The following is a 25,478-nucleotide window of genomic DNA, read 5'->3' as shown; positions in this document are numbered from 1 at the left end:
GTGGAGATATACCCCACCTTGTCGGTAATGCCGAACTTGGCGATGGCCGCCAGCGTATCGCCACCGCCGGCGATGGAAAAGCCGGAGGATTCGGCGATCGCCCGGGCAATCACTTCCGTCCCGTGCGAGAACTGCTCGAACTCGAACACGCCCACCGGGCCGTTCCACACGATGGTCCCGGCTTTCCTCAGGATGTCCGCCAGCGCCTGCGCCGTCTGCGGTCCGATATCCAGCACCATGTCGTCCGCCCCGATATCATCGGCCGACTTCACCGTGGCCGGCGCATCGGCCCCGAAGGACGGCGCGCACACCACATCCGTCGGGATCGGGACATCCGCGCCACGCTTGCGCATGATGTCCATCACCGCCACCGCCTCGCCTTTCTGGTCCGCCTCGGCCAGCGATTTGCCGATGGACTTGCCGGCCGCCAGCATGAAGGTATTGGCGATGCCGCCACCGACCACCAACTGGTCGACCTTGCCGGCGAGCGACTGCAGGATACTGAGCTTCGTGGACACCTTCGACCCTCCCACGATGGCCACCAGCGGCCGCTTGGGTTCGTGCAGCGCGCGGCCCAACGCATCCAGTTCGGCTTCCAGCAGCGGGCCCGCGCAGGCCACCGGCGCGAAGCGCGCAATGCCGTGGGTGGTTGCTTCGGCGCGATGCGCGGTACCGAAAGCATCGTTCACATAGACATCGCACAACGCCGCCATCTTGCGCGCCAGCCCTTCGTCGTTCTTCTTTTCGCCCGGGTTCACCCGGCAGTTCTCCAGCAGCACCACCTGCCCCGGCGCGACCTGCACGCCGTCCACCCAATCGCGCAGCAGGGGCACCTGCATGCCCAGCAGCTCCGACAGGCGGCGCCCCACCGGCGCCAGACTATCGGCATCCGTCAGCTGGCCTTCTTTCGGACGGCCCAGGTGGGACGTCACCATCACCGCCGCGCCGGCATCCAGCGCCATCCGGATGCCGGGGACCGACGCGCGGATACGGGTGTCTTCCGAGATATTGCCGGCATCGTCGAACGGCACGTTGAGATCGGCGCGGATGAACACGCGCTTGCCTTGCAGGGCGCCGGACTTCGCCAGCGCGGACAGCGTATTTACCTTGGACATAGTTGTCTGCTCCCCTGAGCACGGGCCGGCCAGGCCCGCGCAGCCGTACGGAAAACAAAGGGGACGACACGCGTCCCCTTTGTTCATGGTCTATCCATGCGCGATGCGCGTTACTTGGCGTTCATCAGCGCGACGGTGGTGTCCAGCATGCGGTTGCTGAAGCCCCACTCGTTGTCATACCAGGACGACACCTTCACCAGCGTACCGGATACCTTGGTCAGCGTGGCGTCGAAGGTGCTGGATGCCGAATTATGGTTGTAGTCGACGGAGACCAGCGGTTCGGTGTTGTAGTCCAGGATACCCTTGAGCGCGCCCTGCGAGGCCGCCTTCAGGATGCCGTTTACTTCCTCGACCGAGGTTTCGCGCTTGGCGATGAAAGAGAGATCGACGATGGACACGTTGATGGTCGGCACGCGGATGGCGTAGCCGTCCAGCTTGCCGTTCAGCTCGGGCAGCACCAGGCCCACCGCCGCGGCCGCGCCGGTCTTGGTGGGGATCATGCTCATGGTGGCCGAACGGGCACGGCGCAGATCCTCGTGATAGACGTCGGTCAACACCTGGTCGTTCGTGTACGAGTGGATCGTGGTCATCAGGCCCGATACCACGCCCAGTTCGTCGTGCAGCGGCTTGACCAGCGGCGCCAGGCAGTTGGTCGTGCAGGAAGCGTTGGAGATGACGGTGTGCTCGGCCTTCAGCGTCTGGTGATTCACACCATAGACCACGGTCGCGTCCACGTCCTTGCCGCCCGGCGCGGAGATCACCACCTTCTTGGCGCCGCCCTTCAGATGGGCGCTGGCTTTTTCCTTGCTGGTGAAAAAGCCGGTGCATTCCAGCACCACGTCCACCTTCAGCTCGCCCCAGGGCAGTTCCGCCGGGTTGCGATTGGCCAGCACGCGGATCTTGTCGCCATTGACGACCATGTAGTCGCCATCCACTTCGACCGTGCCGGGGAAGCGGCCATGGACGGTGTCGTAGCGCGTCAGGTGCGCGTTGGTCTTGGGATCGCCCAGGTCGTTGATGGCGACGATCTCGATCGCGTGCTTCTTGCCGCCTTCATAATGCGCGCGCAGCACGTTGCGTCCGATGCGGCCGTAGCCGTTGATGGCAACACGTATGGTCATGACTCGCTCCTCGTTTACAAAACCTGTTTGACGGCCTCGGCGACCTTTTCGGCGGTCAGGCCGAAGAAGGGGAACAGGGCGCCGGCCGGCGCCGATTCGCCGTAGCGATCGATACCGACCACCGCGCCCTCCAGCCCTACGTATTTGTGCCACAGGCCGGTAGTGCCGGCTTCGACGGCGACGCGCGGCAAGCCCTTGGGCAGCACGCCGGCGCGCCATTGGGCATCCTGCCGGTCGAACACGTCCGTACTGGGCATCGATACCACGCGCACGGCCACGCCATCCTTGGCCAGCAATTCCTGTGCGGCCAGCGCCAACGCGACTTCGGAACCGGTCGCGATGATTACCGCGCGCGCATCCGGGGCATCGCGCAACACGTATCCGCCGCGCGCGATCGCGGCCAGGGTCTGCTCGTCGCGGGGGACGAAAGGCAGATTCTGGCGCGACAGCAACAGCGCGGTCGGCCCGCCGTCATGCACCGCCATGCCGATGCTGGCCGGACGCTTGACGGCTTCTATCCAGGCAACGGCGGTTTCGGCCGTATCGCACGGACGCCACACCGACAGATTGGGGATCAGGCGCAGGCTGTTGGCATGCTCGATGGACTGATGCGTCGGACCGTCTTCGCCCAGGCCGATGGAATCGTGGGTAAAAACATGGACGACACGCTGCTTCATCAGCGCGGCCATGCGCAGGCCGTTGCGCGAGTAATCCGAAAATGTCAGGAAAGTGCCGCCGAAAGGCAGGTAGCCGCCATGCAGGGCGATGCCGTTCATGATGGCGGCCATGCCGAATTCGCGTACGCCGTAGTTGATGTGGCGGCCGAACTGGATGGCCTTGTCGCCGGCGCGAACCGGCGCCACGCCCTTCCAGTCGGTGTAGTTGGAACCGGTCAGGTCGGCCGAGCCGCCCAGCAGTTCCGGCAGCGCCTGCGCCAGCGCGCCGATCGCATACTGCGACGCCTTGCGCGTGGCGACGGTTTCCGCTTTGTCGACGGTGGCGGCGATGAATGCGCGCGCCTTGTCGGCGAAATCGGCCGGCAGCTCGCCGCGCATGCGGCGCGTGAACTCCGCCGCTTCGATGGGAAACTGCCGCGCATAGGCGTCGAAACGGCCCTGCCATTCGTTCTGCGCGACGGAACCGGCGCGGCGCGCGTCCCAGCCTTCGTAGATGTCAGCCGGAATGACGAAGGGCTCGGATTGCCAGTTCAGGGCGGCGCGGGTGGCGGCGATCTCGTCCTTGCCCAGCGGCGCGCCGTGGACTTTGTCCGTACCCGCCACATTGGGCGCGCCCTTGCCGATGACGGTACGGCAGGCGATCAGCGTGGGGCCGCCATGGCTGGCAGCATTGGCGCGGGCCTGGCGCAAGGCGCCATCGACCGCGTCGACATCATGGCCGTCGACGCTGCGGATCACATTCCAGCCGTAGGCTTCGAAACGCTTGGCGGTGTCGTCACCGAACCAGGCTTCGACCTTGCCATCGATGGAAATGCCGTTGTCGTCATACAGCACGATCAGCTTGGACAGGCGCAGCGTGCCCGCCAGCGAGCACACCTCGTGCGAGATGCCTTCCATCAGGCAGCCGTCGCCCACGAAGGCGTAGGTGTGGTGATCGACCACGGCATGGCCGGGGCGGTTGAACTCGGCCGCGAGCAGGGCTTCGGCCAGCGCCATGCCCACCGCGTTGCCCAGCCCCTGGCCCAGCGGCCCGGTGGTGGTCTCGACGCCGGCGGTGATGCCGACTTCCGGGTGGCCAGGCGTGCGCGAGTGCAATTGGCGGAATTGCTTGAGTTCTTCGATCGGCAGGTCGTAGCCGGTCAGGTGCAGCAAGGCATACAACAGCATCGACCCGTGCCCGTTGGACAGCACGAAACGGTCGCGGCCGGGCCAGGCCGGGTCGGCGGGATTGTGGCGCAAATGACGGGTCCACAGGGCCTGGGCGATCTCCGCCATCCCCATGGGAGCACCCGGATGCCCGGAATTCGCCTGCTGTACGGCGTCCATCGCCAAAGCGCGGACAGCATCCGCCAAAGAAGGTTGTCGGGCGGTCGGATTGCTCATGCTGGAAGGGCTCGTCTCCCGGCGAAGGTACAAAAAAGGGCCGGGTATAGGGTTTGAAGAGCTCACGATTTTAGCACCGGGCCGGGAGCCGCCCGCCGGGGCGGCCTCCCCCGGTCGGCGTAATGCCGCCTCGCCCGGGCGGTGGACACCGCCCGGGCGGTAAGATTCCGCCACGCACGCCACGACGACATCCTCATGCCCGGTCCCCGCTTCCACTGCCCCTTCGCGCTCTCCGCGCACGCGCGCATCGAATTGCCCGACGCCATCGCCCACCACGCCGCGCGGGTGCTGCGGCTGCGCGACGGCGACACGGTGGTGCTGTTCGATGGCAACGGCGGCGAATACCCGGCCACCCTGCGCATCGCCGGCCGGACCGTCCACGCCGAACTGGGTGCCCACGATGCGCGCGAGGCGGAACTGGCCGGCGGAATCACGCTGGTCCAGGGGCTGCCGTCGGGCGACAAAATGGATTGGATCGTCGAAAAGGCCGTGGAGCTGGGCGTAAGGCAACTGGTGCCCATCGCCGCCCAGCGCAGCGTCCTGCAGTTGAACGGCGAGCGCCAGGACAAGCGCCTGGCGCATTGGCGCCGCATTGCCGCGTCCGCCAGCGAACAATGCGGGCGCAACCGGCTGATGCACATCGAACCCGTGATGCCATTGGCGCGCTGGCTGGAAACGCCGCCCACCGGACTGCGCCTGCTATGCCACCCGGAAGGCGGCGCGTCATTGAAGACGATACTGGACGAGGCGCGGCACACCCGTTCGATCGCACTGCTGGTGGGCCCGGAGGGAGGCTGGTCGGATGCGGAGCGCGCGGCGGCCGGCGCAGCTGGTGTGCTTACGGCCAGCTTCGGCCCCCGCGTACTGCGCACCGAAACCGCCGGACTGGCCCTGGTGGCCGCGACGACCGCGCTACTGGCCTGGGACGAAACCGGGCCGGCCGGCCCGCTTCAATCGGCCTCGCCGTAGCGCGCCGCGGCCACGCCGGGCTCTGCCGCGGGGTGGGCACCGGCATGCTCGACGATGTAGGCGAACAGCCGGCCGTTTTCGCGCGCGTACTCGGTAACGTCCTGGCAGATCGAGATGATGCGCGCGGCATCTTCCTCCAGCGCGGGATCGCCGGAGTGCAGTTTGTACAGCCACAGCACGACACCGACCTTCTGATCCAGCACGGTGTCGGAAAGGCAGTCGGAAAGTTCGTCGAAGCTGCGGAAATGCATGGGGAAGTCCACCGCCTTGGCGATGGCGCGGAAGACGGCCGAGCGGTTGCGCGCCCGATCGCAGTCCGCGACGTACAAGGCCGCGCGCAGTTCACCAGCGGCCTCGACCACTGATTGCTTGTCCAGCGCAGCGGCATCGAGCTCGCCGCCACGCTGCAACTGTCGCTGCAATGCGGGCTGACCGGTTCTGGCCATGCTCGGACCTCCTGCAAAAAAATCCACCGCGACCACCCGCGGAATACGCTGCATCGTATCGGCATAAGCCGGTTCGATCAATCGCATCGCGCCATGTTTTTGCGCCGCCTCGATACACGCGCGATCCACGGTCGACGCCTGGGCGCCGGAAAGCGCCGGGCAAGTCTCGCCCGCCAAGCGGTGCGCGCGCCCCCTTGAAGGGGGCGAAGCCGGTTCCGCGGCGTCCCGGGCCGGGCAGCACCCGCTTCCTGCGATCGAGAATATAAAGGCCGATGGAGAGAGGCCCGTTTCCGGCGCTCGAAAGACTAGGGCCGGAAGAAGGCGCCTGTCGGCCTGCCTTCTTCCGGCCCTGTCGCGGGCGCGGAATCGCCTAGCGGCGGTTGTTGGCGTCCACCACGGCGAGCGCCGTCATGTTCACGATGCGGCGCACCGTGGAACTGGAGGTAAGGATGTGCACCGGTGCGTTGGCCCCCAGCAGGAAGGGCCCGACGGCCACGTTGCCTCCCGCCGCGGTCTTCAGCAGGTTGTACGCGATGTTGCCGGAATCGACGTTGGGGCACACCAGCAGGTTGGCGGTGCCCTTCAGCGTGGAGGACGGCAGGATGCGCAGGCGAAGTTCTTCGTCCAGCGCGCAATCGCCATGCATTTCACCGTCGATTTCGATCTCCGGCGCGCGCTCCCGCACCAGTTGCAAGGCCGCGCGCATCTTCGCGCCGGACGAGGAACTGCCCGAACCGAAGTTCGAACGCGACAGCAGCGCGACCTTCGGCGCCACGTTCAGGCGATTCATTTCCTGCGCGGCGGCGATGGTGAATTCGGCGATCTGCTCGGCGCTGGGTTCCTCGTTGATATGCGTGTCGACCAGCACGACGGTGCGCTCGGCCAACAGCAGGATGCTCATGGCCGCGTACACATTGCAGCCGGGCCGCTTGCCGATCACTTCGTCGATGAAGCGCAGGTGGTCCGCATACGAGCCGACCGTGCCGCAGATCATGCCGTCGGCGTCGCCGAGGTGCACCATCATTGCGCCGATGAGGGTCAGGCGGCGGCGCATTTCGACGCGCGCCATTTCCTTGGTGATGCCGCGGCGACACATCAATTCCCAATACGTGGTCCAGTAGCGATGGAAGCGCTCGTCGTATTCGGGATTGGTGACTTCAACGTCCTCGCCCAGGCGGATGCGCAGGCCCAGGCGTTCGATGCGCGCGGCCAGCACGGCGGGACGGCCCACCAGGATGGGCTTGGCCAGGCCTTCGTCCACCACGACCTGTACGGCGCGCAGCACGCGTTCGTCTTCCCCTTCGGTGTAGACGACGCGCGCCTTGCCGCCCTCGCGCACCAGGCGCTTGGAGGCCGCGAACAGCGGCTTCATGAAAGCGCCGGAGTGGTACACAAACTGCTGCAACTGCTCGATATAGTTGTCCATATCGGCCAGCGGACGCGTCGCGACGCCCTCTTCCATCGCGGCCTTGGCCACGGCGGGCGCGATGCGCACGATCAGACGCGGATCGAAGGGCTTGGGAATGAAGTACTCGGGACCGAAACAGAGGTCGAAGGTACCGTAGGCCGCGGCCACGACCTCGCTCTGTTCTTCCTGCGCCAGCTTGGCGATGGCGTACACGGCCGCCTTTTCCATGCCGCGGGTAATGGTCGTCGCACCGACATCCAGCGCCCCCCGGAAAATATACGGGAAGCACAGGACGTTGTTGACCTGGTTCGGGTAGTCGGAACGGCCAGTCGCCATCACGGCGTCATCGCGCACGCTCTTGACGACTTCGGGCAGCACTTCCGGCGTGGGATTGGCCAGCGCCAGGATCAGCGGGCGGGCGGCCATCGCGGCGACCATATCGGGCTTGAGCACATTGCCGGCGGACAGGCCCAGGAATACATCCGCGCCCTCGATCACTTCGCCCAGCTTGCGCAGCTCCGTCTTGCGCGCGAACCGCGCCTTGTCCGGATCCATCAGCGCGGTACGGCCTTCGTACACCACGCCTTCGATGTCGGTGACCCAGATGTTCTCGATGGGCAGTCCAAGGTCCACCATCAGTTCCAGGCAAGCCAGCGCCGCGGCGCCCGCGCCCGAGGTGACCACCTTGACCTTGGCGATGTCCTTGCCCACGACCTTCAGGCCGTTGATGAAGGCCGCGCAAACGGTGATGGCGGTGCCGTGCTGGTCGTCATGGAAGACCGGAATCTTCATGCGTTCGCGCAGCTTGCGCTCGACGACAAAGCATTCCGGCGCCTTGATGTCTTCCAGGTTGATGCCGCCGAACGTCGGCTCCAGGCCGGCGATGATTTCCACCAGTTTGTCGGGATCGGTCTCGTTGATCTCGATGTCGAAGACATCCAGACCGGCGAATTTCTTGAACAGCACCGCCTTGCCTTCCATCACGGGCTTGGATGCCAGTGCCCCGATGTTGCCCAGGCCCAGCACAGCCGTACCGTTGGAGATCACACCGACCAGATTGCCCCGGCTGGTGTAGCGGTAGGCGTTCACCGGATCGGTGACGATTTCTTCGCAGGCGGCCGCGACGCCGGGCGTATAGGCCAAAGCCAGATCGCGTTGGTTGGTCAGTTGCTTGGTCGGCGTGACCGAGATCTTGCCGGGGCGGTCTTGCTCGTGATATTCGAGCGCGGCCTTGCGCAGATTGGCGTCCATGATCGCTTGATACGTGTGAAGAAAGTTGAAAACCGAAAACGCAGGATTCTAGTCCTTTGACAGGCTAGCCGCCGGAGACGATGCCGGAAATGGCCACCGCCCATGCTTTCGCGCGCCCTCGCCGCAGGAAGAGATGACGGCGCCAATGCTGGCTTGGCCATCATCCCTTACATCTGGAAAGTCTTTAATCTTACTCCGGCAACGAAATCCGGCCGAAATGCGGCGCCGCCGCGCGACGAATCGCAGGCGCGGCACGCGCCGCCGGGACGATACGGTTGCGGCGCAAAAGCCACACGGATTCATGCGAGTTCGGGGAAGACGCCGGCCGGATCGAAATGCGATTTGACGCGCCTGTCCAGCGCACGCGCCTGGGCCGGCGGCAGGCAGGCATCGGCCCGGGCGGCCGCGCCGGCTTGCTCCGCGACCGCGGATCCGATCGGTGCCGGCTCCAGTACCAGGCTTTCCAGCCATGCCAGCGTGCCCGCATGGCCATGCAGCATCCGGGCCAGGTTCAGCGTGGCGGGCGCCTGGGGCAATAGCGCATCGAGCCTGTAGTGCGCAGGCCAGGCAGGCTGTTCCCGGCACCACTGGGCTTCGGCGGCACCCGCCATACGGAACAGCGCCGGCACCAATTGCTGCAATGCGGCGCTGCGCAAGGGCAGGCCATCGTCCGCGCCGAAGGGTCCCAGCGTGTCGGCCACCCCGTCGGCCAGCAGCACATCGGCCGCGTGCACGCCGGACAGATCGCCCCGGCCCGAAGGCCAGGACGCCGCATCGCGGTCGGCGAACCACGCCGCCAAGGTGCAGCCGGGCGCGGCGCCGGCAAACTGGCGCAAGCCGGCTTGCGCCAGCTCGCCCAGCGTCACGCCGGGGCCCGCGCGCCAGCGCGGTACCGGGCCCGGTTCGCGCACGAGGCGGTCCAGCCGCGCGGGATCCACCCACAACACCGGCCGCCCTTCCGTGGATACCGTCGATCCGGCCAGCGCCAGTTGGATGCCATGCTCGGCGCACAGCGCCCTGGCCTGCCGCACATCCGCCGTCGCCAGAGGCGTCCAGGCGGCTTGGGGCACCGCATCGCCGGCCGCCGGCGATACCGCCCTGCCGGAGGGATCCGCGGCGGGAGCGCCGGCATGCATCGACTTCAGCTCCCCGCCGCAGACACGGCGCAGGCTATGGCAGAAAACCTGCCACGGCGTGCGCGGGGCCGCCCGCCCCAGGAGAAATGCGCGTCGCGATGGCTGCATGACTACAATCCCTTTTCTTCATATCCGCCGATAGCACCCAGCGTATGTTCTCCCTCGCCGACCGTACTCATGAATTCCTGACTTTTCACGCGGTGGAGGTGTTCAAGCAAGCCCAGGCGCTACAGGCGTCCGGACGCGACATTATCAGCCTGGGCATCGGCGAACCGGACTTTACCGCGCCCCCACAGGTGGTGGAAGCGCTGGAACGCGCGGCGCGCGCCGGACTGAGCGGCTACAGCCCGCCGGCCGGGCTGACCGCCTTGCGCGAGGCGATCGCCGGCTTCTACACCCGCTTCGGCGCGCACGTGGACCCTGCCCGCGTCATCGTGACGTCCGGCGCCTCGGGCGCGCTGTCCCTGGCCTGCGCGGCCCTGGTCAATCCCGGCGACGAAGTTCTGATGCCCGACCCATCCTATCCCGCCAACAGCAACTTCGTGCTGGCGGCCGGCGGACGGCCGCGGCTGATCCCCAGCACGCCGGCCAAGCGCTTCCAGCTGTCCGCGGCCGATCTGCGCGAACATTGGACGTCGCGCACCCGCGGCGCCATCATCGCATCGCCCAGCAACCCCACCGGCACGTCCATCGCGCAAGCCGAACTGGCCGAACTGCTGGGCGAAACCGCGGCGCGTGGCGGCTTTACCCTGATGGACGAAATCTACCTGGGCCTGTCCTACGACGGCGAGCCGCGTTCGGCGCTGGCGCTGGACGACGAGGTCGTGGTCATCAACAGCTTTTCCAAGTACTTCAATATGACGGGCTGGCGGCTGGGCTGGCTGATCGTGCCGCAGGCGATGGTGGCGACCGTGGAAAAAATGGCCGCGAGCCTGGCGATCTGCGCGCCCACGCCGGCCCAGCATGCGGCCCTGGCCTGCTTCACGCCCGACACGCTGGCGCTGTATGAAGACCGGCGGCTGGCGTTCCGCCAGCGTCGCGATTTCCTGCTGAGCGCCTTCCAGGAACTGGGTATCGACGTGCCGGTCAAGCCGGACGGCGCCTTCTATATCTATGCCGATATCTCGCGCTGGGGCATGGACAGCGACCGCTTCGCCACCCGCCTGCTGCACGAAGCCGGCGTCGCGGCCGTGCCGGGGCTGGATTTTGGCCCGGCCCACGCCAGCCGCGGCATGCGCTTCGCATATACCACCGGCATGGACCAGTTGCGCGCCGCCGCCGGCCGCATCGGCGGCTTCCTGGCGGGGCTGCGCTGAAGGCAGGCTATTCGCGTGCCAGCGGAATACCGGACGCCAGGGCCAGCCGGCGCCGCTCGGCCTGGACCTTGTCGCCGTAGCCGCCATCGTTCGGGCCGCTGGCGCCGACATAGCAGGCCAGTCCGGCCGCGACGGAGCCGCGACGCTTGATGCAATCCTTAAGGATGCCGGCGCCGACGCGGATATTGGCGACCGGATCCAGTGCGCCCTTCTTGCCGTAGGCATCGAATTTGGACTGGTGGACGCTGGTCATCACCTGCATCAGGCCTTGGGCCCCCACGCTGCTTTCGGCAAAGGGGTTGTAGCGGGATTCCACGGCAATGACCGCCAGCAGCAACAAGGGATCCACCTTCAGCTCGCGCCCGACCTTGTACGCCGTATTGACCAGCACGGCGGTCGCATCGGATGCCACTTTGTACTTGCGCGAGATATAGTTGCGCAGCGCTTCGGTTTGCGCGCTGCTCACGATATCTCCCCGCGGCGCGGATTTGGTCACGGGATGCGGCAACGGGGTAAGAAAGGCGGTGGCGTTACTGCCCGCTTCGGGTACGGCAAGCGCAACCACGCCGGGCGCATCGGATGGCTTGTCCGTGTCGAGATCGAGGTCGGCAGCGGTATCGGCGTCCGCCAGCGCGCTGTCGGAGCCCGTGGGCGGGACCGTCGCGGGCGCGAGCGCCGTCAACAAAGCCTTGTGAACCTGCAGCGCCTGGTCGCGCAGACCAGGCAGAGCCAAACCCATGCTAACGGTGACGATGACGGCGATGCCGAGGTAGACGGCACAGATTCGCAGCCATTCGCCGATATAGCGGTGAACGCCTTGTGCCAATTGCCTGAACGGATAACTGGCCACTGACGCATAAGGCATTGGAGACCTCCTGCGTTTTATAGGGAAGGGGATGTTAACCTCTTATCGGCTGCCCATATGTAACAAATCCCGCAAGTAACATGCAACGTTAAGCAAGTTTGCCTAACTTCTGCGAATTCACATCCGCTCTCCCGTAGGCCTCCCGTGAAATACCGAGATTTAAGAGATTTCATCGCCCAACTCGAAGCGCGCGGCGAGCTCAAGCGCATCGCCGCTCCTGTCTCCACCCACCTGGAAATGACGGAGATCGCCGATCGCGTACTGCGCGCCGGCGGGCCGGCACTGCTGTTCGAGAACGCCCGCCACCAGGATGCGCCCGCCACGATGCCGGTGCTGGCGAATCTGTTCGGGACGCCGCGCCGCGTCGCCTGGGGCATGGGCGCCGACGATGTGCAGGCCCTGCGCGAAACCGGCGAGTTGCTGGCGTCCCTGCGCGAGCCCGAAGCCCCCAAGGGCCTGCGCGATGCCTTTGCCAAAGTGGCGATGCTGAAAGCCGCCCTGTGGGACATGAGCCCGAAGAACGTCCGCGGCCCCGCGTGCCAGGAGATCGTCCTGGAGGGCGACGATGTCGATCTCTCCCGCGTGCCCCTGCAAACCTGCTGGCCCGGCGACGTCGCGCCGCTGTTGACCTGGGGACTGGTCATCACCAAGGGGCCGCGCGCGCGCCGCCAGAACCTGGGCATCTACCGGCAACAGCCGATCGCCCGCAACAAGCTGATCATGCGCTGGCTGTCGCATCGCGGCGGCGCGCTGGATTTCCGCGAACATGCCCAGGCCCATCCCGGCCAGCCTTTTCCGATCGCCGTGGCGCTAGGCGCGGATCCCGCGACCATCCTGGGCGCCGTCACCCCGGTCCCGGACACCCTGTCCGAATACCAGTTCGCGGGCCTGCTGCGCGGGTCGCGCACGGAAGTGGCCAAGGCGCTGGGCAGCGATCTGTCGGTCCCCGCCTACGCGGAAATCGTCCTGGAGGGGCACCTGTTGCCCAGCACGGATCCACGGGCGCGGGCACCGTCGGTGCCCGTCGGCGCCGCGCCGCCGGCGGATACCGGCTACGAAATGGCGCTGGAGGGCCCCTACGGCGATCACACCGGCTATTACAACGAACGCGATTGGTTTCCGGTGTTCACGGTGGACCGCATCACCATGCGGCGCGATCCCATTTACCACTCCACCTACACCGGCAAGCCGCCGGACGAGCCGGCAGTCCTGGTAGTGGCGTTGAACGAAGTCTTCGTGCCCCTGCTGCGCCGCCAGTTGCCCGAGATCGTCGACTTCTACCTTCCACCCGAAGGCTGCAGCTACCGCCTGGCCGTGGTATCCATCCGCAAGCAATACGCCGGCCACGCCAAGCGCGTCATGTTCGGCCTGTGGAGCGTGCTGCGCCAGTTCATGTACACCAAGTTCATCGTGGTCGTGGATGAGGACGTCGACCCGCGCGACTGGAAAGAGGTCGTCTGGGCGATGACGACCCGCATGGACCCGGTGCGCGATACCACGCTGGTGGAACGCACTCCGATCGATTACCTGGATTTCGCCTCGCCGGTTTCCGGGCTGGGCGGCAAGATGGGCCTGGACGCCACCAACAAATGGCCGGGCGAGACCGACCGCGAATGGGGCCGGCCCATACTCATGGACGAAGCCGTCAAACGGAAGGTGGACGCGATGTGGGGGGAACTGGGCTTGTAGGGCCGTCGCCGTGCCCTTGCGCCTGTCGCGCCTGCCAGCCACGATAGACCTGCCACCCGACCGCCGCGGCGCCGACCAGCTTCAATAGCCGGGACCGCTTGCCGCGCAGGAAGATCGCCGACAGCGACGACATGATGACCGGATAGCGGCGCACCAGGGAAAAAGCCTGCAGCGCGAGCCCCGGCATATTGCTGACGCCCAGGCGCGGCATCAGCGCCTTCACCAGATGCGAGGGCGACAGGGAGTCGGTCAGTCCGACAACGTTGTGCAGCAGCGCTTCGCGCTCCACGGCCGCGCGGGCGCGCAGCAGTTCGATGCGGACCTGGCGATCGACCTCGGGGGACAATTTATTCATGGCGCGGGCTCCCGGCGGCGGGCGGCGCGGGCCTCGCGTGCCGCTTCGGCGCGCCGCTCCGCTTCTTCTTCCTCTTGCGCCTTGATGCGCAGATGGTCCAGCAATTGGGCGTCGCGCGCCAGTTCCTCCAGCGTGGCCGCGAAGGGCGCCGGGCCCGTCGTCAAGGTGCGGCGCACGATGAAGAGAAGGATCACGCCCAGCACGGCATAGACAGCCGCCAGCGCCCCCAGCGCCATGTAGCGCTCATCGGTGGGCCAGAAATACACGGCCACCAGGATCGAGAACACCAGCACGGCCAGGGTCAGGAACAGCAGGGCCGCGAAGGAACAGCCCAGCAGCTTCAGCAGCCGGCCTTTCTCCGCGGACGCTTCCAGCGCCAGCAGCTCGAAACGCGTGCGCCCCAATTCAACCAGGCTGGAGGCGACACCGAGCAGGGATTTGCGTAAAGGCATATGAGTATTCCATTGCGCTCCGCGCCACCCGCGACGCATGAAAGCGGTGCAGCCGGGCGCGGGGCGCGGCGGTTCACAGGCGCTGCCGGACGCCCCGTCGCCTTAGCGGCGGCTGATCAGCAGACCGAGGAGCAAGCCGGTCAGGCCGGCAATGCCGATAGCCTGCCAGGGATTGTCATGGACGTAGTCGTCCGTCGCCCGGGCCGCCTTGCGGCCACGCTCGACCACTGCGTCCTGCACCTCGTAGAGCGTTTCGCGGGTGCGCTTGAGCGAGGTCATGGCACGGTCGCGCAGTTCGGCGGCCTTGTCGCCGGTACTCGCGGCGGCTTCGCGCAGCAGGCTTTCCGCATCGTTCAGGCTGCTCTTGACGCTGTCGATCAGGTTCTCTTTAGCGTTTTCGGAAGATGTCGCGTTCATGTTCGTTCCTTTTCTTGTGTTGCATGTCCTGGACGGAAACAATGATACCAGCGGGGCTTTGCCTCAAGCCCCCTATTGCTACCGACTGCTACGTCCGCTGCGGCATGCCGCGGACCGTAAGAGCATGCCACGATGCAACGCGGCTTTATTTGATCTGGGTTATTTCGACGGCGGATTTAATGCCCTGCTGGTCGATGTCCTGCTTCATCACCAGGTTGACGGCGGGGCAATACCAATCGGTGACGGTGGTATTCAACGCCGGGATGGGGATGGTCAAACCCTTGAAGGTCGCCATGGTCGGATCGGTATCGCGCCGATAGGAAATCGGCCAGCAGGATTGCTTGCCGAGCGCCGTGTCCATCGTGCGTCGCGTGCCGACCGTCTTCTGGCCGATGCGTACCGTGGTACTGGGCGTCCCTCCCACAGGGGCCTCTTTGCCGATATTCAGGCGGAAGTTCGCGCCCGGCAGTTTCTGGCCCGGCCCGCTGATTTTGCCGTCGTAGGCGAACAGGCCCAGCATGCGCAGGTCGAACTGCCCTTCGGACACGGGTTTTTCACCTGCGCTTTCGTAGCGCACGAAACTGGCCTGGCCGTTGTGCACGGTCATCAGATAGTCCAGCCTGGACTTGCCCGGCGGCAGGCCGGCATAGGAGAACGTAGCCACGCCGGTGACCCGGGCGCGGCAGTTCTCACCATTGCTTTTGGTTACGTCAGCAAACGCCAGGTCGGCGCCCAGTTGCAAGTTGCCGGAGCCCGTCAACTGCACCTGGCCGCCGTTGCGGATGAATTGGGCATCGCAGACGCCGGCTTGCGCGTTGCCCGCGGCCAGCAGCATGGCGACGACGGCCAGGGCGCCATACGCCGGAACAGCCGCCGCGCGCGGCGGCTTCCGCAGCGTAGAACGCCCCGGCGACGGGGGGCAGGCCGGCGCGGCGTCATGAGGAGAATGCGGATACACGATTGGAGACCTCATCGAAACGGCCGCCCATGGGAACGGGCGGGTGCATCGATACTACACCGCGCCATGCGGGCCGCGCGCCAAGCTGTTCGCCCCGCACGCCCCTGCCCCGGCCGCCTCCGGCGCGTGCCGGGCCCGCACGCGGACGGCGCGCCGCATATGCCACCCAGACATAAAACCCTACGCAAATATTTCTTTTGTTTATATGAACATACCCACATCTTCGTTCCACGCGAGATGCCGGCTTTCTAGAATGGAGGCCCTGCCCATGCCGCATCGCGGAAATGGGCTCGTGCCGCTCCCTCCTCCTCACCCGCCATGAAGCTATTTCCCCTGTTTGCCGACCTGAACCAGCGCCTGGTGCTGGTGGTAGGCGGCGGCGCCGTCGCCGCGCGCAAGGCCCAAGCGTTGCTGGAGGCCGGCGCGTTCGTACGCGTGGGCGCGCCGGAATTGAATGCCGAGCTGTCCGCCATGGTCCGGGACGGCAAAGTGGCCCACCTGGCAGGACGCTTCCACGATGGCTGGCTGGACGACGCCTGGCTGGTGGTCGCGGCCACCGATGACGCACAGGTCAATGCGCAGGTGGCCGCGGCGGCCGGGGCGCGCCGCATCCTGGCCAATGTGGTGGACGATTCCGCCCTGTCTTCCTTCCAGGTGCCGTCCATCGTCGACCGCTCGCCGCTCATCGTGGCGATTTCCTCTTCCGGCGTGGCGCCGGTACTGGCCAGGCGGCTGCGGGAACGCATCGAATCGATGTTCGATCACGCGCTGGGTCCGCTGGCCGAGCTGGCGGCGCGCTACCGCGCCCGCATCCGGGAACGGCTGCCGGACCTGGGCGCCCGGCGACGCTTCTACGACCGCCTGCTGGACGGACCCGTTGCCGCGCTGCTGCGGCAGGCACGGCCGGAGCAGGCCGCGCAGGCCCTGGAAACCGCCCTGGCGCAGCCCCAGCAAACACCGGCCGGCAGTGTGATGCTGGTGGGCGCCGGCCCCGGCGACCCCGGCCTGCTGACGCTCAAGGCGTTGCGGGCCTTGAACGAAGCCGACGTCATCCTGTACGACCGCCTGGTCGGCGACGGGATCCTCTCGCTGGCGCGGCGCGACGCCGAACGCATCGACGTGGGCAAGCGCCCGGGCGAAGATCACGCCGCCACGCAGGCACGCATCCACGCCTTGATGGTCGAGCAGGCGCGGCACGGACGGCGCGTGGTGCGGCTCAAGGGCGGCGATGCGTTCATTTTCGGGCGGGGCGGCGAGGAGCTGCAGCACCTGCGCACCCACGGCGTGCCCTACGAAGTGGTGCCCGGGGTAACGGCGGCGCTGGCCTGCGCGGCGCATGCAGGCATTCCGCTGACGCACCGGGAACATGCCCAGTCCCTGCATCTGATCACCGCACATTGCCGCGACGATGCCGCCACTCCGGATTGGGCGGCGCTGGCCGCCGGTAACCAGACCCTGGCGTTCTATATGGGCGTCGGCCAACTGGAGCCGCTGTCGCGGGGGCTGCGGGAACATGGCCGGCCGGCCGATACGCCCTTCGCCCTGGTGGAAAACGGCAGCCGGCCCGAACAACGGGTACTGACCGGACGGCTGGAAGACCTGGCAGATCTGGCGCGGACGCATGCCATCCACGCGCCCGCCCTGCTGATCGTCGGCAGCGTGGCCGCGCTGGCCAACGAGCTGCACTGGTTCGGGGAACATATCGACGGCATGGCCGCCGCGACGGCCGGGTGAAGGCGAGCCAAGCGGGAACCGCCTTGCCCCCCGGCGGTCAAGCGCCTATTCGGCGGTCTGGCGGGTGCCGAAAATGCGGTCGCCGGCGTCACCCAGGCCGGGGATGATATAGCCGTCCTGGTTCAGGCCCTGGTCGATCGACGCCGTATAGACCTGGACGTCGGGGTGCTCCCGGTCGAGCCGCGCGATACCTTCGGGCGCCGCCACCAGCACCAGCGCACGGATGTCGCGACAACCGGCGCGCTTGAGCATATCGATGGTCGCGCACATCGAGCCGCCGGTCGCGAGCATCGGGTCCACGATCAGCGCGACGCGCTGGTCCAGCTCGGCGACCAGGCGCTCCAGATAGGTATGGGCCTGCAGGGTTTCCTCGTTGCGCGCCAGCCCCACCACGCTGACCTTGGCGCCGGGCACCAGCGTCAGCACCCCGTCGAGCATGCCGATGCCGGCCCGCAGGATGGGCACCACCGTAATCTTCTTGCCGGCCAGCTTTTCCACATCCACGGTGCCGCTCCAGCCCTGTATCTGGCACGGTTCGAGGGGCAGGTCCTTGCATGCCTCGTAGGTAAGCAAGGCGGCGACTTCCTGGGACAGCTCGCGGAAACTTTTGGTGCTCAGGTCCGCGCGGCGCATGATGCCCAGCTTGTGGCGGATCAGCGGATGGCGTATTTCGTGCACGGGCATTGGGGTTCTCCGATATCGATGGATCGAATCGTAGCCGGGCGCTCAGCGATCGGCCAGCCACTTGATGAGCGCATCGTCGAAGGGGCGCACGGCATCGGCGCGCTCGTCGTTGACGATACTGACGACGACATAGCGTTTGCCGCTGTTGCCCAGCACGTAGCCCGCTATCGCCCGCACATTGGCCAGTGAGCCGGTTTTCAGGTGGGCCATTCCGCGCGTATCCTTGCCGCGCAGACGACGGCGCACCGTCCCGTCGACGCCGGCGATCGCCAGCGAAGACATGAATTCCGGCATATAGGGCGAATTCCATGCCACGGTCAGCAGCGAGGCCAGGCTATCCGCGGACACGCGGCCGATACGGGACAGGCCCGATCCATTGTCAATGACCAGCTCCGGCATGGAGAGCCCCTGGCTGTCCAGCACACGGCGCACGACCGCCGCGCCGGTGGCCGGCGTGGCGGGACGACGTCCCTCTTCCGCGCCCATGGTCAACAGCATGAGGCGCGCCATGACATTATTGCTGCGCTTATTGATCGCACGGATGATGTCGGACAGCGGCGGCGAGTCATGGGCAACCAGGGGCACCGCATCCGGCGGAACCATGCCGGCGCGCACCTGGCCGGTAAAGGTGCCGCCCAGTTCGCGCCACAGCAAGCGGAAAACCGCGGTCGCGTAGTCCGGCTGGGACAGCGCCAGGCGGTACAGGCTGAATTCTCCGCAGGAACCGGCGACCTTGCCGGCCAGCCGCAGCGTGATGCCCGCCTGCGTAATGACGGGCTCGGTGGCGACTTCCGGGGCGCCGGGACAAACCGCATCGCTCCATTCGACCTGCCCCTCGACGGTGACGCCCGGCACCGGCGGATCGATCACGGGCCGCCAGCGCCGCGCGACAGGATCAGGCAGGAACACCAGGCGTACCGCCCCGAAGCCCACCATGAGCGCGTCGGGACTGGCGTTATAGGGACGGTCGGGCGCGCCGTCGAAGGCGCCGGGGTCGGTGGCGACCGTCCCGAATATGGTGCGGTCGATTACCAGATCGCCGATTTGCCGGACTCCGTGCAGGCGCAGATCGCGCAGCAGGCTCCACAAATCCTGCATCAGGAACAAGGGGTCGCCGCTGGCACGCAGGTACAGCGGACCGGCCAGTACGCCATTGGCCCCCAGGCGGGCACCCGGATCCGATAGCAGTTCCGTGCGCCAGACGTAATCGGGACCGAGACTGGACAGCGCCGACCAGGTGGTGACCAGCTTCATCACGGAGGCGGGATTGCGCGGCTGCTTGGCGTTGATGGAAAGCAGCCGCTGCCCACCCAATTCCTGCACCACCAGCGACAGCGACCCGCCGGGCAGCTTGCTGGCGCGCCAGGCCGACGCCAGTTCATGCGGCAACGCATTGGCCGAGGCGGGCGCCAGGCCCTGGGCACGCGCCCCGTCCGGCGCCACCCCCATCATCGATATGGCCAGCAAGCCGGCCGCCGCCCGCCCCGCCAACCCCGCCATCCGCCTGAACCACTGCTCGATCATTCCCCGCCCGCTTCCGTCGCCGCAACGCCAAAAGCGCCAAGGATACCTTGCATGAACGGCGCCGTGCGGCCGGCCTACTACAATCGCCGGTTGGCTTGTCACGATTTCCACATCCAGCGTGTCCCCGTCCATTCCACCTTCCCATCGCCTGTCCGACTTCGACTACGAGCTGCCGCCGGAGCTCATCGCCCAGCATCCCAGCGCCGAGCGCGGCGGCAGCCGCCTGCTGCACCTGGATGCGCAAGGGGGCCTGCACGATCGGCATTTCGCCGACATCGCGGCCCTGCTGCGGCCGGGCGATCTGCTGGTATTCAACGACACGCGCGTGATCAAGGCGCGGCTGACCGGCCACAAGGCCAGCGGCGGCAGGATCGAAGTCCTGGTCGAACGCATCACCGGCCCGCGCCGCGCACTGGCCCACGTGCGCGCCAGCAAATCGCCGGGACCGGGTACGGTCCTGCGCCTGGCGGATGCTTTCGACGCCGTGGTGCACGGCCGCGCGGGCGAACTCTTCGACCTGGAGTTTCCCGCCGATGTGCTGGCGCTGCTGGATGCCCACGGCGCCACGCCGCTACCTCCCTACATCACGCACGCGGCCGACGCCCAGGACGAAACGCGCTACCAGACGGTCTACGCGCGCGAACCCGGCGCCGTGGCGGCCCCCACCGCCGGGCTGCACTTCGACCAGGCCATGCTGGACCGCCTGCAGGCGCTGGGCGTGACGCGGGCATTCGTTACCCTGCACGTCGGCGCCGGCACTTTCCAGCCCGTACGCGTGGAAAACATCGCCGACCACGTCATGCATGCCGAGTGGTACACCGTCCCCCAGGCCACCGCGGATGCCGTCGCCGCCGCCCGGGCGGCGGGCGGGCGCGTCGTCGCGGTGGGGACGACCAGCGCGCGCGCACTGGAATCGGCCGCCGCCCGTCACCTGCCGCTGCAGGCCACGCAGGGCGATACCCGGCTGTTCATCACGCCGGGATATCGCTTCAAGGCGCTGGACGCCCTGATCACCAATTTCCACCTGCCGCAGTCCACGCTATTGATGATGGTGTCGGCGCTGGCGGGCATGGAGCCCATTCGTCGCGCCTATGCCCATGCCGTGGCGCAACGCTACCGTTTTTTCAGCTACGGCGACGCCATGTTCATCGAAGCGGCCTCGGCCCAGACATCATGACCGGACTCGATTTTCAACTGCTTGCCACCGATGGCGCCGCGCGGCGCGGCCGCATGACGCTGAACCACGGCGTCGTGGAAACCCCGATTTTCATGCCCGTTGGCACCTACGGCAGCGTCAAGGCCATGCTGCCGCACGAGCTGGCGGACATCGGCGCGCAGATCGTGCTGGGCAATACCTTCCACCTATGGCTGCGACCAGGCACCGAAGTCATGGAAAAGCATGGCGGCCTGCACGGTTTCATGGGCTGGAACAAGCCCATCCTGACCGATTCCGGGGGCTTCCAGGTGTTCAGCCTGCAAGGCATGCGCAAGATCACCGAGGAAGGCGTCCGCTTCGCCTCGCCCATCGACGGCGCGCGCCTGTTCCTGACGCCAGAGGAATCCATGCGCATCCAGCGCGCGCTGAATTCCGACGTCGTCATGGTGTTCGACGAATGCACGCCCTATGAAATCGACGGCCGCGCGGCCACGGAAGAGGAAGCCGCGCGCTCGATGCGGATGTCGCTGCGCTGGGCGCGGCGATCGCGCGACGCCTTCGACCAGCTGGCCAACCCGAATGCGCTGTTCGGCATCGTCCAGGGGGGCATGTACGAGCGGCTGCGCGACGAATCGCTGGCCGGCCTGCTGGACATCGGTTTCCATGGCTATGCGATCGGCGGCCTGTCCGTGGGTGAGCCCAAAGCGGACATGATGCGCATCCTGGCGCACGTGGCGCCGCGCCTGCCCGCTGGGGCTCCGCGCTACCTGATGGGGGTGGGAACGCCGGAAGACCTGGTGGCCGGCGTCGCGCAGGGCGTCGACATGTTCGACTGCGTCATGCCCACCCGCAACGCCCGCAACGGCTGGCTATTCACGCGCTACGGCGACGTCAAGATCCGCAATGCCCGCTACCGGGACGACACCCGGCCGCTGGACCCGACCTGCGGCTGCCATACCTGCGGGAATTTCAGCCGGGCCTATCTGCATCATCTGCAGCGTGCCAACGAAATCACCGGGGCACGGCTGAACACCCTGCACAACCTGCATTTCTACCTGACCCTGATGAGCGAGATGCGCGAGGCGATCGCGGCCGGCCGCTTCGAGGCCTGGCGGACGCAATTCGCCGCCGATCGGGCGCGCGGCGTGGATTAGCGGCATGTCCGGCCGCCGCCGGGCGCGCCGCGCCCGCCCGGCGGCCGGCGGCGCCCCCTGGAGGACGAGGCTTTCCCCCGCGGTCAGCTCCGATACAATAGCGGGCTGTCCTGCATGCGCAGACTCGCGAAAAAACGCAAAATCAGACCAAAAACCCGATAACCGGATCCGCGCGGCGGATCCCTTCAGGAGAACCCGATGACCTTTTCCGACACCCTAGGCGTTGTCGTTGCCCAAGCAGCCGCCACCGAAAGCGCGCTGATGAACATCCTGCCCATCGTCTTGATGTTCGTCATCCTGTATTTCCTGATGATCCGGCCCCAGATGAAGCGCCAGAAAGAGCACCGGAACCTGCTTGCCGCGCTCAGCAAGGGCGACGAAGTCGTCACCGCCGGCGGCGTGCTGGGCAAGGTCACCCGTGTCACGGATACCTATATCACCGTGGAAATCGCCGAAACCGGCGACAAGCCGGTGGAAGTGGTCGTCCAGAAATCCGCCGTCTCCACCGTGCTGCCCAAGGGAACCATCAAGGCGCTGTAAGCGTCCGAGTGAGGCCCGGGCGATGCACATGCCGCCCGGGCAATCCCGCAGTGCCCCCGGCCTTTTGCCTCAACCGTCATTCGTCAAAAAGTCAGTAGCCGGCCATGAACCGCTATCCCCTCTGGAAATACCTTACGGTCCTGATCGCGGTCGTCATCGGCCTGCTGTACACGCTGCCCAATTTCTACGGCGAATCCCCCGCGGTGCAGATTTCCAGCGCGAAAGCGACGGTCAAGGTCGATAACGCCCTGCTCGGCACGGTCGAACAGATCCTGGACCAGGCAAAAATCCCCACCGTCGGCGCTTTCTACGAGCAAAACGGCCCGCTGGGCACCATCCGAGCGCGCTTCTCGTCCACTGACCGGCAACTGCAGGCGCGCGACCTGCTCGACAAGACCCTGAATACCGTTCCCGGCGACCCGCATTACACGGTGGCGCTGAACCTGCTGCCCGCCTCGCCTGCATGGATGCGCGCCCTGGGCTGGTTCGAGCCCAAGCCGATGTACCTGGGCCTGGACCTGCGCGGCGGGGTGTATTTCCTGCTGCAGATCGACATGCAGGGCGCGCTGAGCGCCCGCTATGACTCCCTGGCGGCCGATGTCCGCAGCGTGCTGCGCGACCAGGACGTGGCCGGCGCCAGCGTGGACCGCACGGGCCAGGCCATCACCGCCACCTTCGCCAACGCCGACAGCCGCGACAAGGCCGTTTCGATCCTGCGTACGCGCATGCCGGACCTGCAGTTCGTCGACCAGAACGACGGCGCCAAGCCGCAACTGGTCGGCACGCTCAGCCCGGCCTCGATTACCCGGGTGCAGGAAAACGCGCTGAAGCAGAACATCAACACCCTGCACAACCGCATCAACGAACTGGGCGTGGCCGAGCCCGTCATCCAACAGCAGGGCAACGACCGCATCGTCGTGCAGCTGCCCGGCGTGCAGGACGTGGCCAAGGCCAAGGAACTGCTGGGCCGCACCGCCACCCTGGAAATCCGCATGGTGGACGATTCGCCGGCAGCGCAGTCCGCGCTGGCCGCCAATACCGTCCCCTTCGGCCTCGAACGCTACACCGACCGCGACGGCCGCCCCATCCTGGTCCGCCGCCAGGTCATACTGACCGGCGAAAACCTTCAGGACGCCCAGCCGGGCCGCGACCCGCAGACGCAGCAGCCGGCCGTCCATCTGACGCTGGACGCCAAGGGCGCGCGCATCTTCCGCGACGTCACGCGCGATAACGTGGGCAAGCGCATGGCCATCCTGCTGTTCGAAAACGGCAAGGGCGAAGTGGTCACCGCGCCGGTCATCCGCGGCGAAATCCCCGGCGGCCAGGTGCAGATTTCCGGCAGCATGACCGCCGAGGAAGCCGCCGATACGTCGCTGCTGCTGCGCGCCGGCGCGCTGGCCGCCCCGATGTCCATCATCGAAGAACGCACGATCGGCCCCAGCCTGGGAGCGGACAACATCGCCAAGGGATTCGCGTCCACGCTGTACGGCTTCCTGGCGATCGCCGTTTTCATCATCCTGTACTACCGCCTGTTCGGCGTCTTCTCCACCATCGGCCTGGCGGTAAACGTACTGCTGCTGCTCGCGGTACTGTCCATGCTGCAGGCCACGCTTACCCTGCCCGGCATCGCCGCCATCGCGCTCACACTGGGGATGGCGATCGACTCGAACGTGCTGATCAACGAACGGATACGCGAAGAACTGCGCAACGGAGCGTCGCCGCAGCAGGCCATCCACCAGGGCTTCGAGCGCGCGTGGGGCACTATCCTGGACTCGAACCTGACGACGCTGATCGTCGGCCTGGCACTGCTGGCCTTCGGCTCCGGCCCCATCCGCGGGTTCGCGGTGGTGCACTGCCTGGGCATCCTGACCTCGATGTTCTCGTCGGTCGTGGGCGTGCGTGCGCTGGCCAACCTGTGGTACGGCCGCCGCAAGAAGCTGGCCAGCGTTTCGATCGGCCAGGTATGGAAACCTTCCGGCGATACCAAAGCAAAGGCCTGAAGACCCGATACCCAAGGCCGCGGCCCCAGGGGCACGCGGCCGGCACGTACCGGATATCGCGACCCAACACGACTAGGACAGGCCTCGGCGCGTAGCGCCTCGGGGCCAACCCAAAGCAAGGCGAAACATGGAATTCTTCCGCATTCACCGCACCATCCCGTTCATGCGGCATGCGCTGGTGCTCAACATCATCAGCGCGGTGACCTTCCTGGCCGCGGTTTTCTTCATCCTGACGCGCGGCTTTCACCTGTCGATCGAATTCACCGGCGGCACGGTGATGGAAGTCAACTACGCGCAGACCGCGCAGCTGGACTCGGTGCGGGGCGCGGTAAGCAAGCTCGGCTACTCGGATTTCCAGGTGCAGAATTTCGGCACCTCGCGCGATGTGCTGATCCGCCTGCCGCTGCAGGCGGGCCAGAGCTCATCCGCACAAAGCGACGCGGTGCTGAAGGAACTGAAGGCGGCCGATCCGTCGGTGGAACTGCGCCGCGTGGAATACGTAGGACCTCAGGTGGGCCAGGAGCTGGTGCACAACGGCTTGATGGCGCTGCTGTTCGTGGTGCTGGGCATTGTCGTCTACCTGGCCATCCGCTTCGAATGGAAGTTCGCGCTGGCCGGCGTCATCGCCAACCTGCATGACGTGGTCATCATCCTGGGCTTCTTCGCCTTCTTCCAGTGGGAATTCTCGCTGTCGGTGCTGGCCGGCGTGCTGGCGGTGCTGGGGTATTCGGTGAACGAATCCGTGGTCATCATGGACCGGATCCGCGAAAACTTCCGCAAGCAGCGCAAGACTCCCGTGCCGGAGGTCATCAACAGCGCGATCACGCAAACGATTTCGCGCACCATCATCACGCACGGATCCACGCAGATGATGGTGCTGTCCATGCTGTTCTTCGGCGGCCCCACCCTGCACTACTTCGCGATGGCGCTGACCATCGGCATCTGGTTCGGTATCTATTCGTCGGTTTTCGTGGCCGCCGCGCTGGCCATGTGGTTTGGCGTCAAGCGCGAAGACCTGGTCAAGCCCGCGAAGAAAGATGGACCTGAAGTCGCCTGAGCACGATTAGCGGACCATCCTTAACGGACGATCCGCGAGCGCCCTGCCCGGCGCTTGCCACGGCCTCGATG

Annotated in this window: 22 protein-coding genes; 9 read left to right on the top strand and 13 right to left on the bottom strand. The window is 66.6% G+C overall.

The annotated features are described in order from the left end of the window. The 3 genes from ACO1P8_RS20815 to tkt all read right to left on the bottom strand — a co-directional run. The coding region (locus ACO1P8_RS20815; RefSeq protein ID WP_486297767.1) for a phosphoglycerate kinase at positions 1 to 1,115 on the bottom strand (1,115 nt) is incomplete at its 3' end. Between the two features lie 110 nt (positions 1,116 to 1,225). After that, the gene (gene gap / locus ACO1P8_RS20810; RefSeq protein WP_094840283.1) at positions 1,226 to 2,236 is read right to left on the bottom strand and encodes a type I glyceraldehyde-3-phosphate dehydrogenase; all 1,011 of its coding nucleotides are present in this window, start codon (positions 2,234 to 2,236) and stop codon (positions 1,226 to 1,228) included. 14 nt (positions 2,237 to 2,250) lie between these two features. After that, entirely contained in the window at positions 2,251 to 4,296 is a 2,046-nt protein-coding gene (tkt, locus tag ACO1P8_RS20805; RefSeq protein ID WP_486297766.1) for a transketolase, read from the bottom strand. A gap of 195 nt (positions 4,297 to 4,491) precedes the next feature. On the opposite strand from tkt, the gene ACO1P8_RS20800 reads away from it, so the two are divergent. Further along, the gene (locus tag ACO1P8_RS20800; RefSeq protein WP_486297765.1) at positions 4,492 to 5,265 is read left to right on the top strand and encodes a 16S rRNA (uracil(1498)-N(3))-methyltransferase; all 774 of its coding nucleotides are present in this window, start codon (positions 4,492 to 4,494) and stop codon (positions 5,263 to 5,265) included. On the opposite strand, the gene ACO1P8_RS20795 is transcribed toward ACO1P8_RS20800, so the two are convergent. The 3 genes from ACO1P8_RS20795 to ACO1P8_RS20785 all read right to left on the bottom strand — a co-directional run bounded on the left by ACO1P8_RS20795 (position 5,247) and on the right by ACO1P8_RS20785 (position 9,614). After that, positions 5,247 to 5,711 (bottom strand): barstar family protein, encoded by a 465-nt coding sequence (locus ACO1P8_RS20795; RefSeq protein WP_486297764.1) that lies wholly within the window; start codon positions 5,709 to 5,711, stop codon positions 5,247 to 5,249. The two genes, ACO1P8_RS20800 and ACO1P8_RS20795, sit on opposite strands and share 19 nt — an antisense overlap. A gap of 370 nt (positions 5,712 to 6,081) precedes the next feature. After that, complete coding sequence (locus ACO1P8_RS20790) at positions 6,082 to 8,370, bottom strand: NADP-dependent malic enzyme (RefSeq protein ID WP_486297763.1); 2,289 nt, start codon at positions 8,368 to 8,370, stop codon at positions 6,082 to 6,084. A gap of 299 nt (positions 8,371 to 8,669) precedes the next feature. Beyond that, a complete protein-coding gene (locus ACO1P8_RS20785) occupies positions 8,670 to 9,614 on the bottom strand; it encodes an FAD-binding protein (RefSeq protein ID WP_486297762.1) in 945 nt (314 codons plus the stop codon). Between the two features lie 44 nt (positions 9,615 to 9,658). On the opposite strand from ACO1P8_RS20785, the gene ACO1P8_RS20780 reads away from it, so the two are divergent. Continuing rightward, entirely contained in the window at positions 9,659 to 10,822 is a 1,164-nt protein-coding gene (locus ACO1P8_RS20780) for a pyridoxal phosphate-dependent aminotransferase (protein ID WP_486297761.1), read from the top strand. A 7-nt stretch (positions 10,823 to 10,829) separates the two neighbouring features. On the opposite strand, the gene ACO1P8_RS20775 is transcribed toward ACO1P8_RS20780, so the two are convergent. Next, complete coding sequence (locus ACO1P8_RS20775; RefSeq protein WP_486297760.1) at positions 10,830 to 11,687, bottom strand: transglycosylase SLT domain-containing protein; 858 nt, start codon at positions 11,685 to 11,687, stop codon at positions 10,830 to 10,832. 144 nt (positions 11,688 to 11,831) lie between these two features. On the opposite strand from ACO1P8_RS20775, the gene ubiD reads away from it, so the two are divergent. Then, on the top strand, positions 11,832 to 13,376 hold the full coding sequence (gene ubiD, locus ACO1P8_RS20770) for a 4-hydroxy-3-polyprenylbenzoate decarboxylase (protein WP_486297759.1): 1,545 nt from the start codon (positions 11,832 to 11,834) through the stop codon (positions 13,374 to 13,376). Here the strand turns inward: ubiD and ACO1P8_RS20765 are convergent. The 4 genes from ACO1P8_RS20765 to ACO1P8_RS20750 all read right to left on the bottom strand — a co-directional run bounded on the left by ACO1P8_RS20765 (position 13,333) and on the right by ACO1P8_RS20750 (position 15,435). Further along, positions 13,333 to 13,731 (bottom strand): hypothetical protein, encoded by a 399-nt coding sequence (locus ACO1P8_RS20765; protein ID WP_486297758.1) that lies wholly within the window; start codon positions 13,729 to 13,731, stop codon positions 13,333 to 13,335. The two genes, ubiD and ACO1P8_RS20765, sit on opposite strands and share 44 nt — an antisense overlap. Then, the gene (locus ACO1P8_RS20760; RefSeq protein WP_486297757.1) at positions 13,728 to 14,183 is read right to left on the bottom strand and encodes a phage holin family protein; all 456 of its coding nucleotides are present in this window, start codon (positions 14,181 to 14,183) and stop codon (positions 13,728 to 13,730) included. The genes ACO1P8_RS20765 and ACO1P8_RS20760 overlap by 4 nt, the downstream gene beginning before the upstream one ends. A gap of 102 nt (positions 14,184 to 14,285) precedes the next feature. Next, positions 14,286 to 14,600, bottom strand: a complete 315-nt coding sequence (locus tag ACO1P8_RS20755) for an ElaB/YgaM/YqjD family protein (RefSeq protein ID WP_094840273.1) — start codon at positions 14,598 to 14,600, stop codon at positions 14,286 to 14,288. A gap of 145 nt (positions 14,601 to 14,745) precedes the next feature. Next, positions 14,746 to 15,435, bottom strand: coding sequence for a hypothetical protein (locus ACO1P8_RS20750; protein WP_486297771.1), 690 nt, complete (start codon positions 15,433 to 15,435; stop codon positions 14,746 to 14,748). 441 nt (positions 15,436 to 15,876) lie between these two features. Between ACO1P8_RS20750 and cysG the strand changes: the two genes are divergently transcribed. After that, a complete protein-coding gene (cysG, locus tag ACO1P8_RS20745; RefSeq protein ID WP_486297756.1) occupies positions 15,877 to 17,292 on the top strand; it encodes a siroheme synthase CysG in 1,416 nt (471 codons plus the stop codon). Positions 17,293 to 17,337: 45 nt separating this feature from the next. Here cysG and upp read toward each other — a convergent pair whose 3' ends face one another. Continuing rightward, positions 17,338 to 17,976: a uracil phosphoribosyltransferase gene (gene upp / locus ACO1P8_RS20740; protein WP_094840271.1), complete on the bottom strand. Its 639-nt coding sequence runs from the start codon at positions 17,974 to 17,976 to the stop codon at positions 17,338 to 17,340. Between the two features lie 42 nt (positions 17,977 to 18,018). Continuing rightward, positions 18,019 to 19,425: a D-alanyl-D-alanine carboxypeptidase/D-alanyl-D-alanine endopeptidase gene (gene dacB, locus ACO1P8_RS20735; RefSeq protein WP_486297770.1), complete on the bottom strand. Its 1,407-nt coding sequence runs from the start codon at positions 19,423 to 19,425 to the stop codon at positions 18,019 to 18,021. A 193-nt stretch (positions 19,426 to 19,618) separates the two neighbouring features. Here dacB and queA point away from each other — a divergent pair, with 193 nt between their 5' ends. The 5 genes from queA to secF all read left to right on the top strand — a co-directional run bounded on the left by queA (position 19,619) and on the right by secF (position 25,407). After that, a complete protein-coding gene (gene queA, locus ACO1P8_RS20730) occupies positions 19,619 to 20,677 on the top strand; it encodes a tRNA preQ1(34) S-adenosylmethionine ribosyltransferase-isomerase QueA (protein WP_486297755.1) in 1,059 nt (352 codons plus the stop codon). Further along, positions 20,674 to 21,810, top strand: coding sequence for a tRNA guanosine(34) transglycosylase Tgt (gene tgt, locus ACO1P8_RS20725; RefSeq protein WP_486297754.1), 1,137 nt, complete (start codon positions 20,674 to 20,676; stop codon positions 21,808 to 21,810). Before queA ends, tgt begins: the two co-directional genes overlap by 4 nt. A 198-nt stretch (positions 21,811 to 22,008) precedes the next feature. Continuing rightward, entirely contained in the window at positions 22,009 to 22,350 is a 342-nt protein-coding gene (gene yajC / locus ACO1P8_RS20720; RefSeq protein WP_486297753.1) for a preprotein translocase subunit YajC, read from the top strand. A 104-nt stretch (positions 22,351 to 22,454) separates the two neighbouring features. Next, positions 22,455 to 24,350 carry a protein translocase subunit SecD gene (secD, locus tag ACO1P8_RS20715; protein WP_486297752.1) on the top strand — a complete coding sequence of 632 codons (1,896 nt, stop codon included), beginning with the start codon at positions 22,455 to 22,457 and terminating at the stop codon, positions 24,348 to 24,350. A 127-nt stretch (positions 24,351 to 24,477) separates the two neighbouring features. Next, the gene (gene secF / locus ACO1P8_RS20710) at positions 24,478 to 25,407 is read left to right on the top strand and encodes a protein translocase subunit SecF (protein WP_486297751.1); all 930 of its coding nucleotides are present in this window, start codon (positions 24,478 to 24,480) and stop codon (positions 25,405 to 25,407) included. The last annotated feature ends 71 nt before the right edge of the window (positions 25,408 to 25,478 follow it).

It is taken from the genome of Bordetella sp., assembly GCF_057362025.1.
The sequence above is the reverse complement of the archived record's forward strand: the minus strand, read 5'-3'. Positions and strand labels throughout refer to the sequence as shown.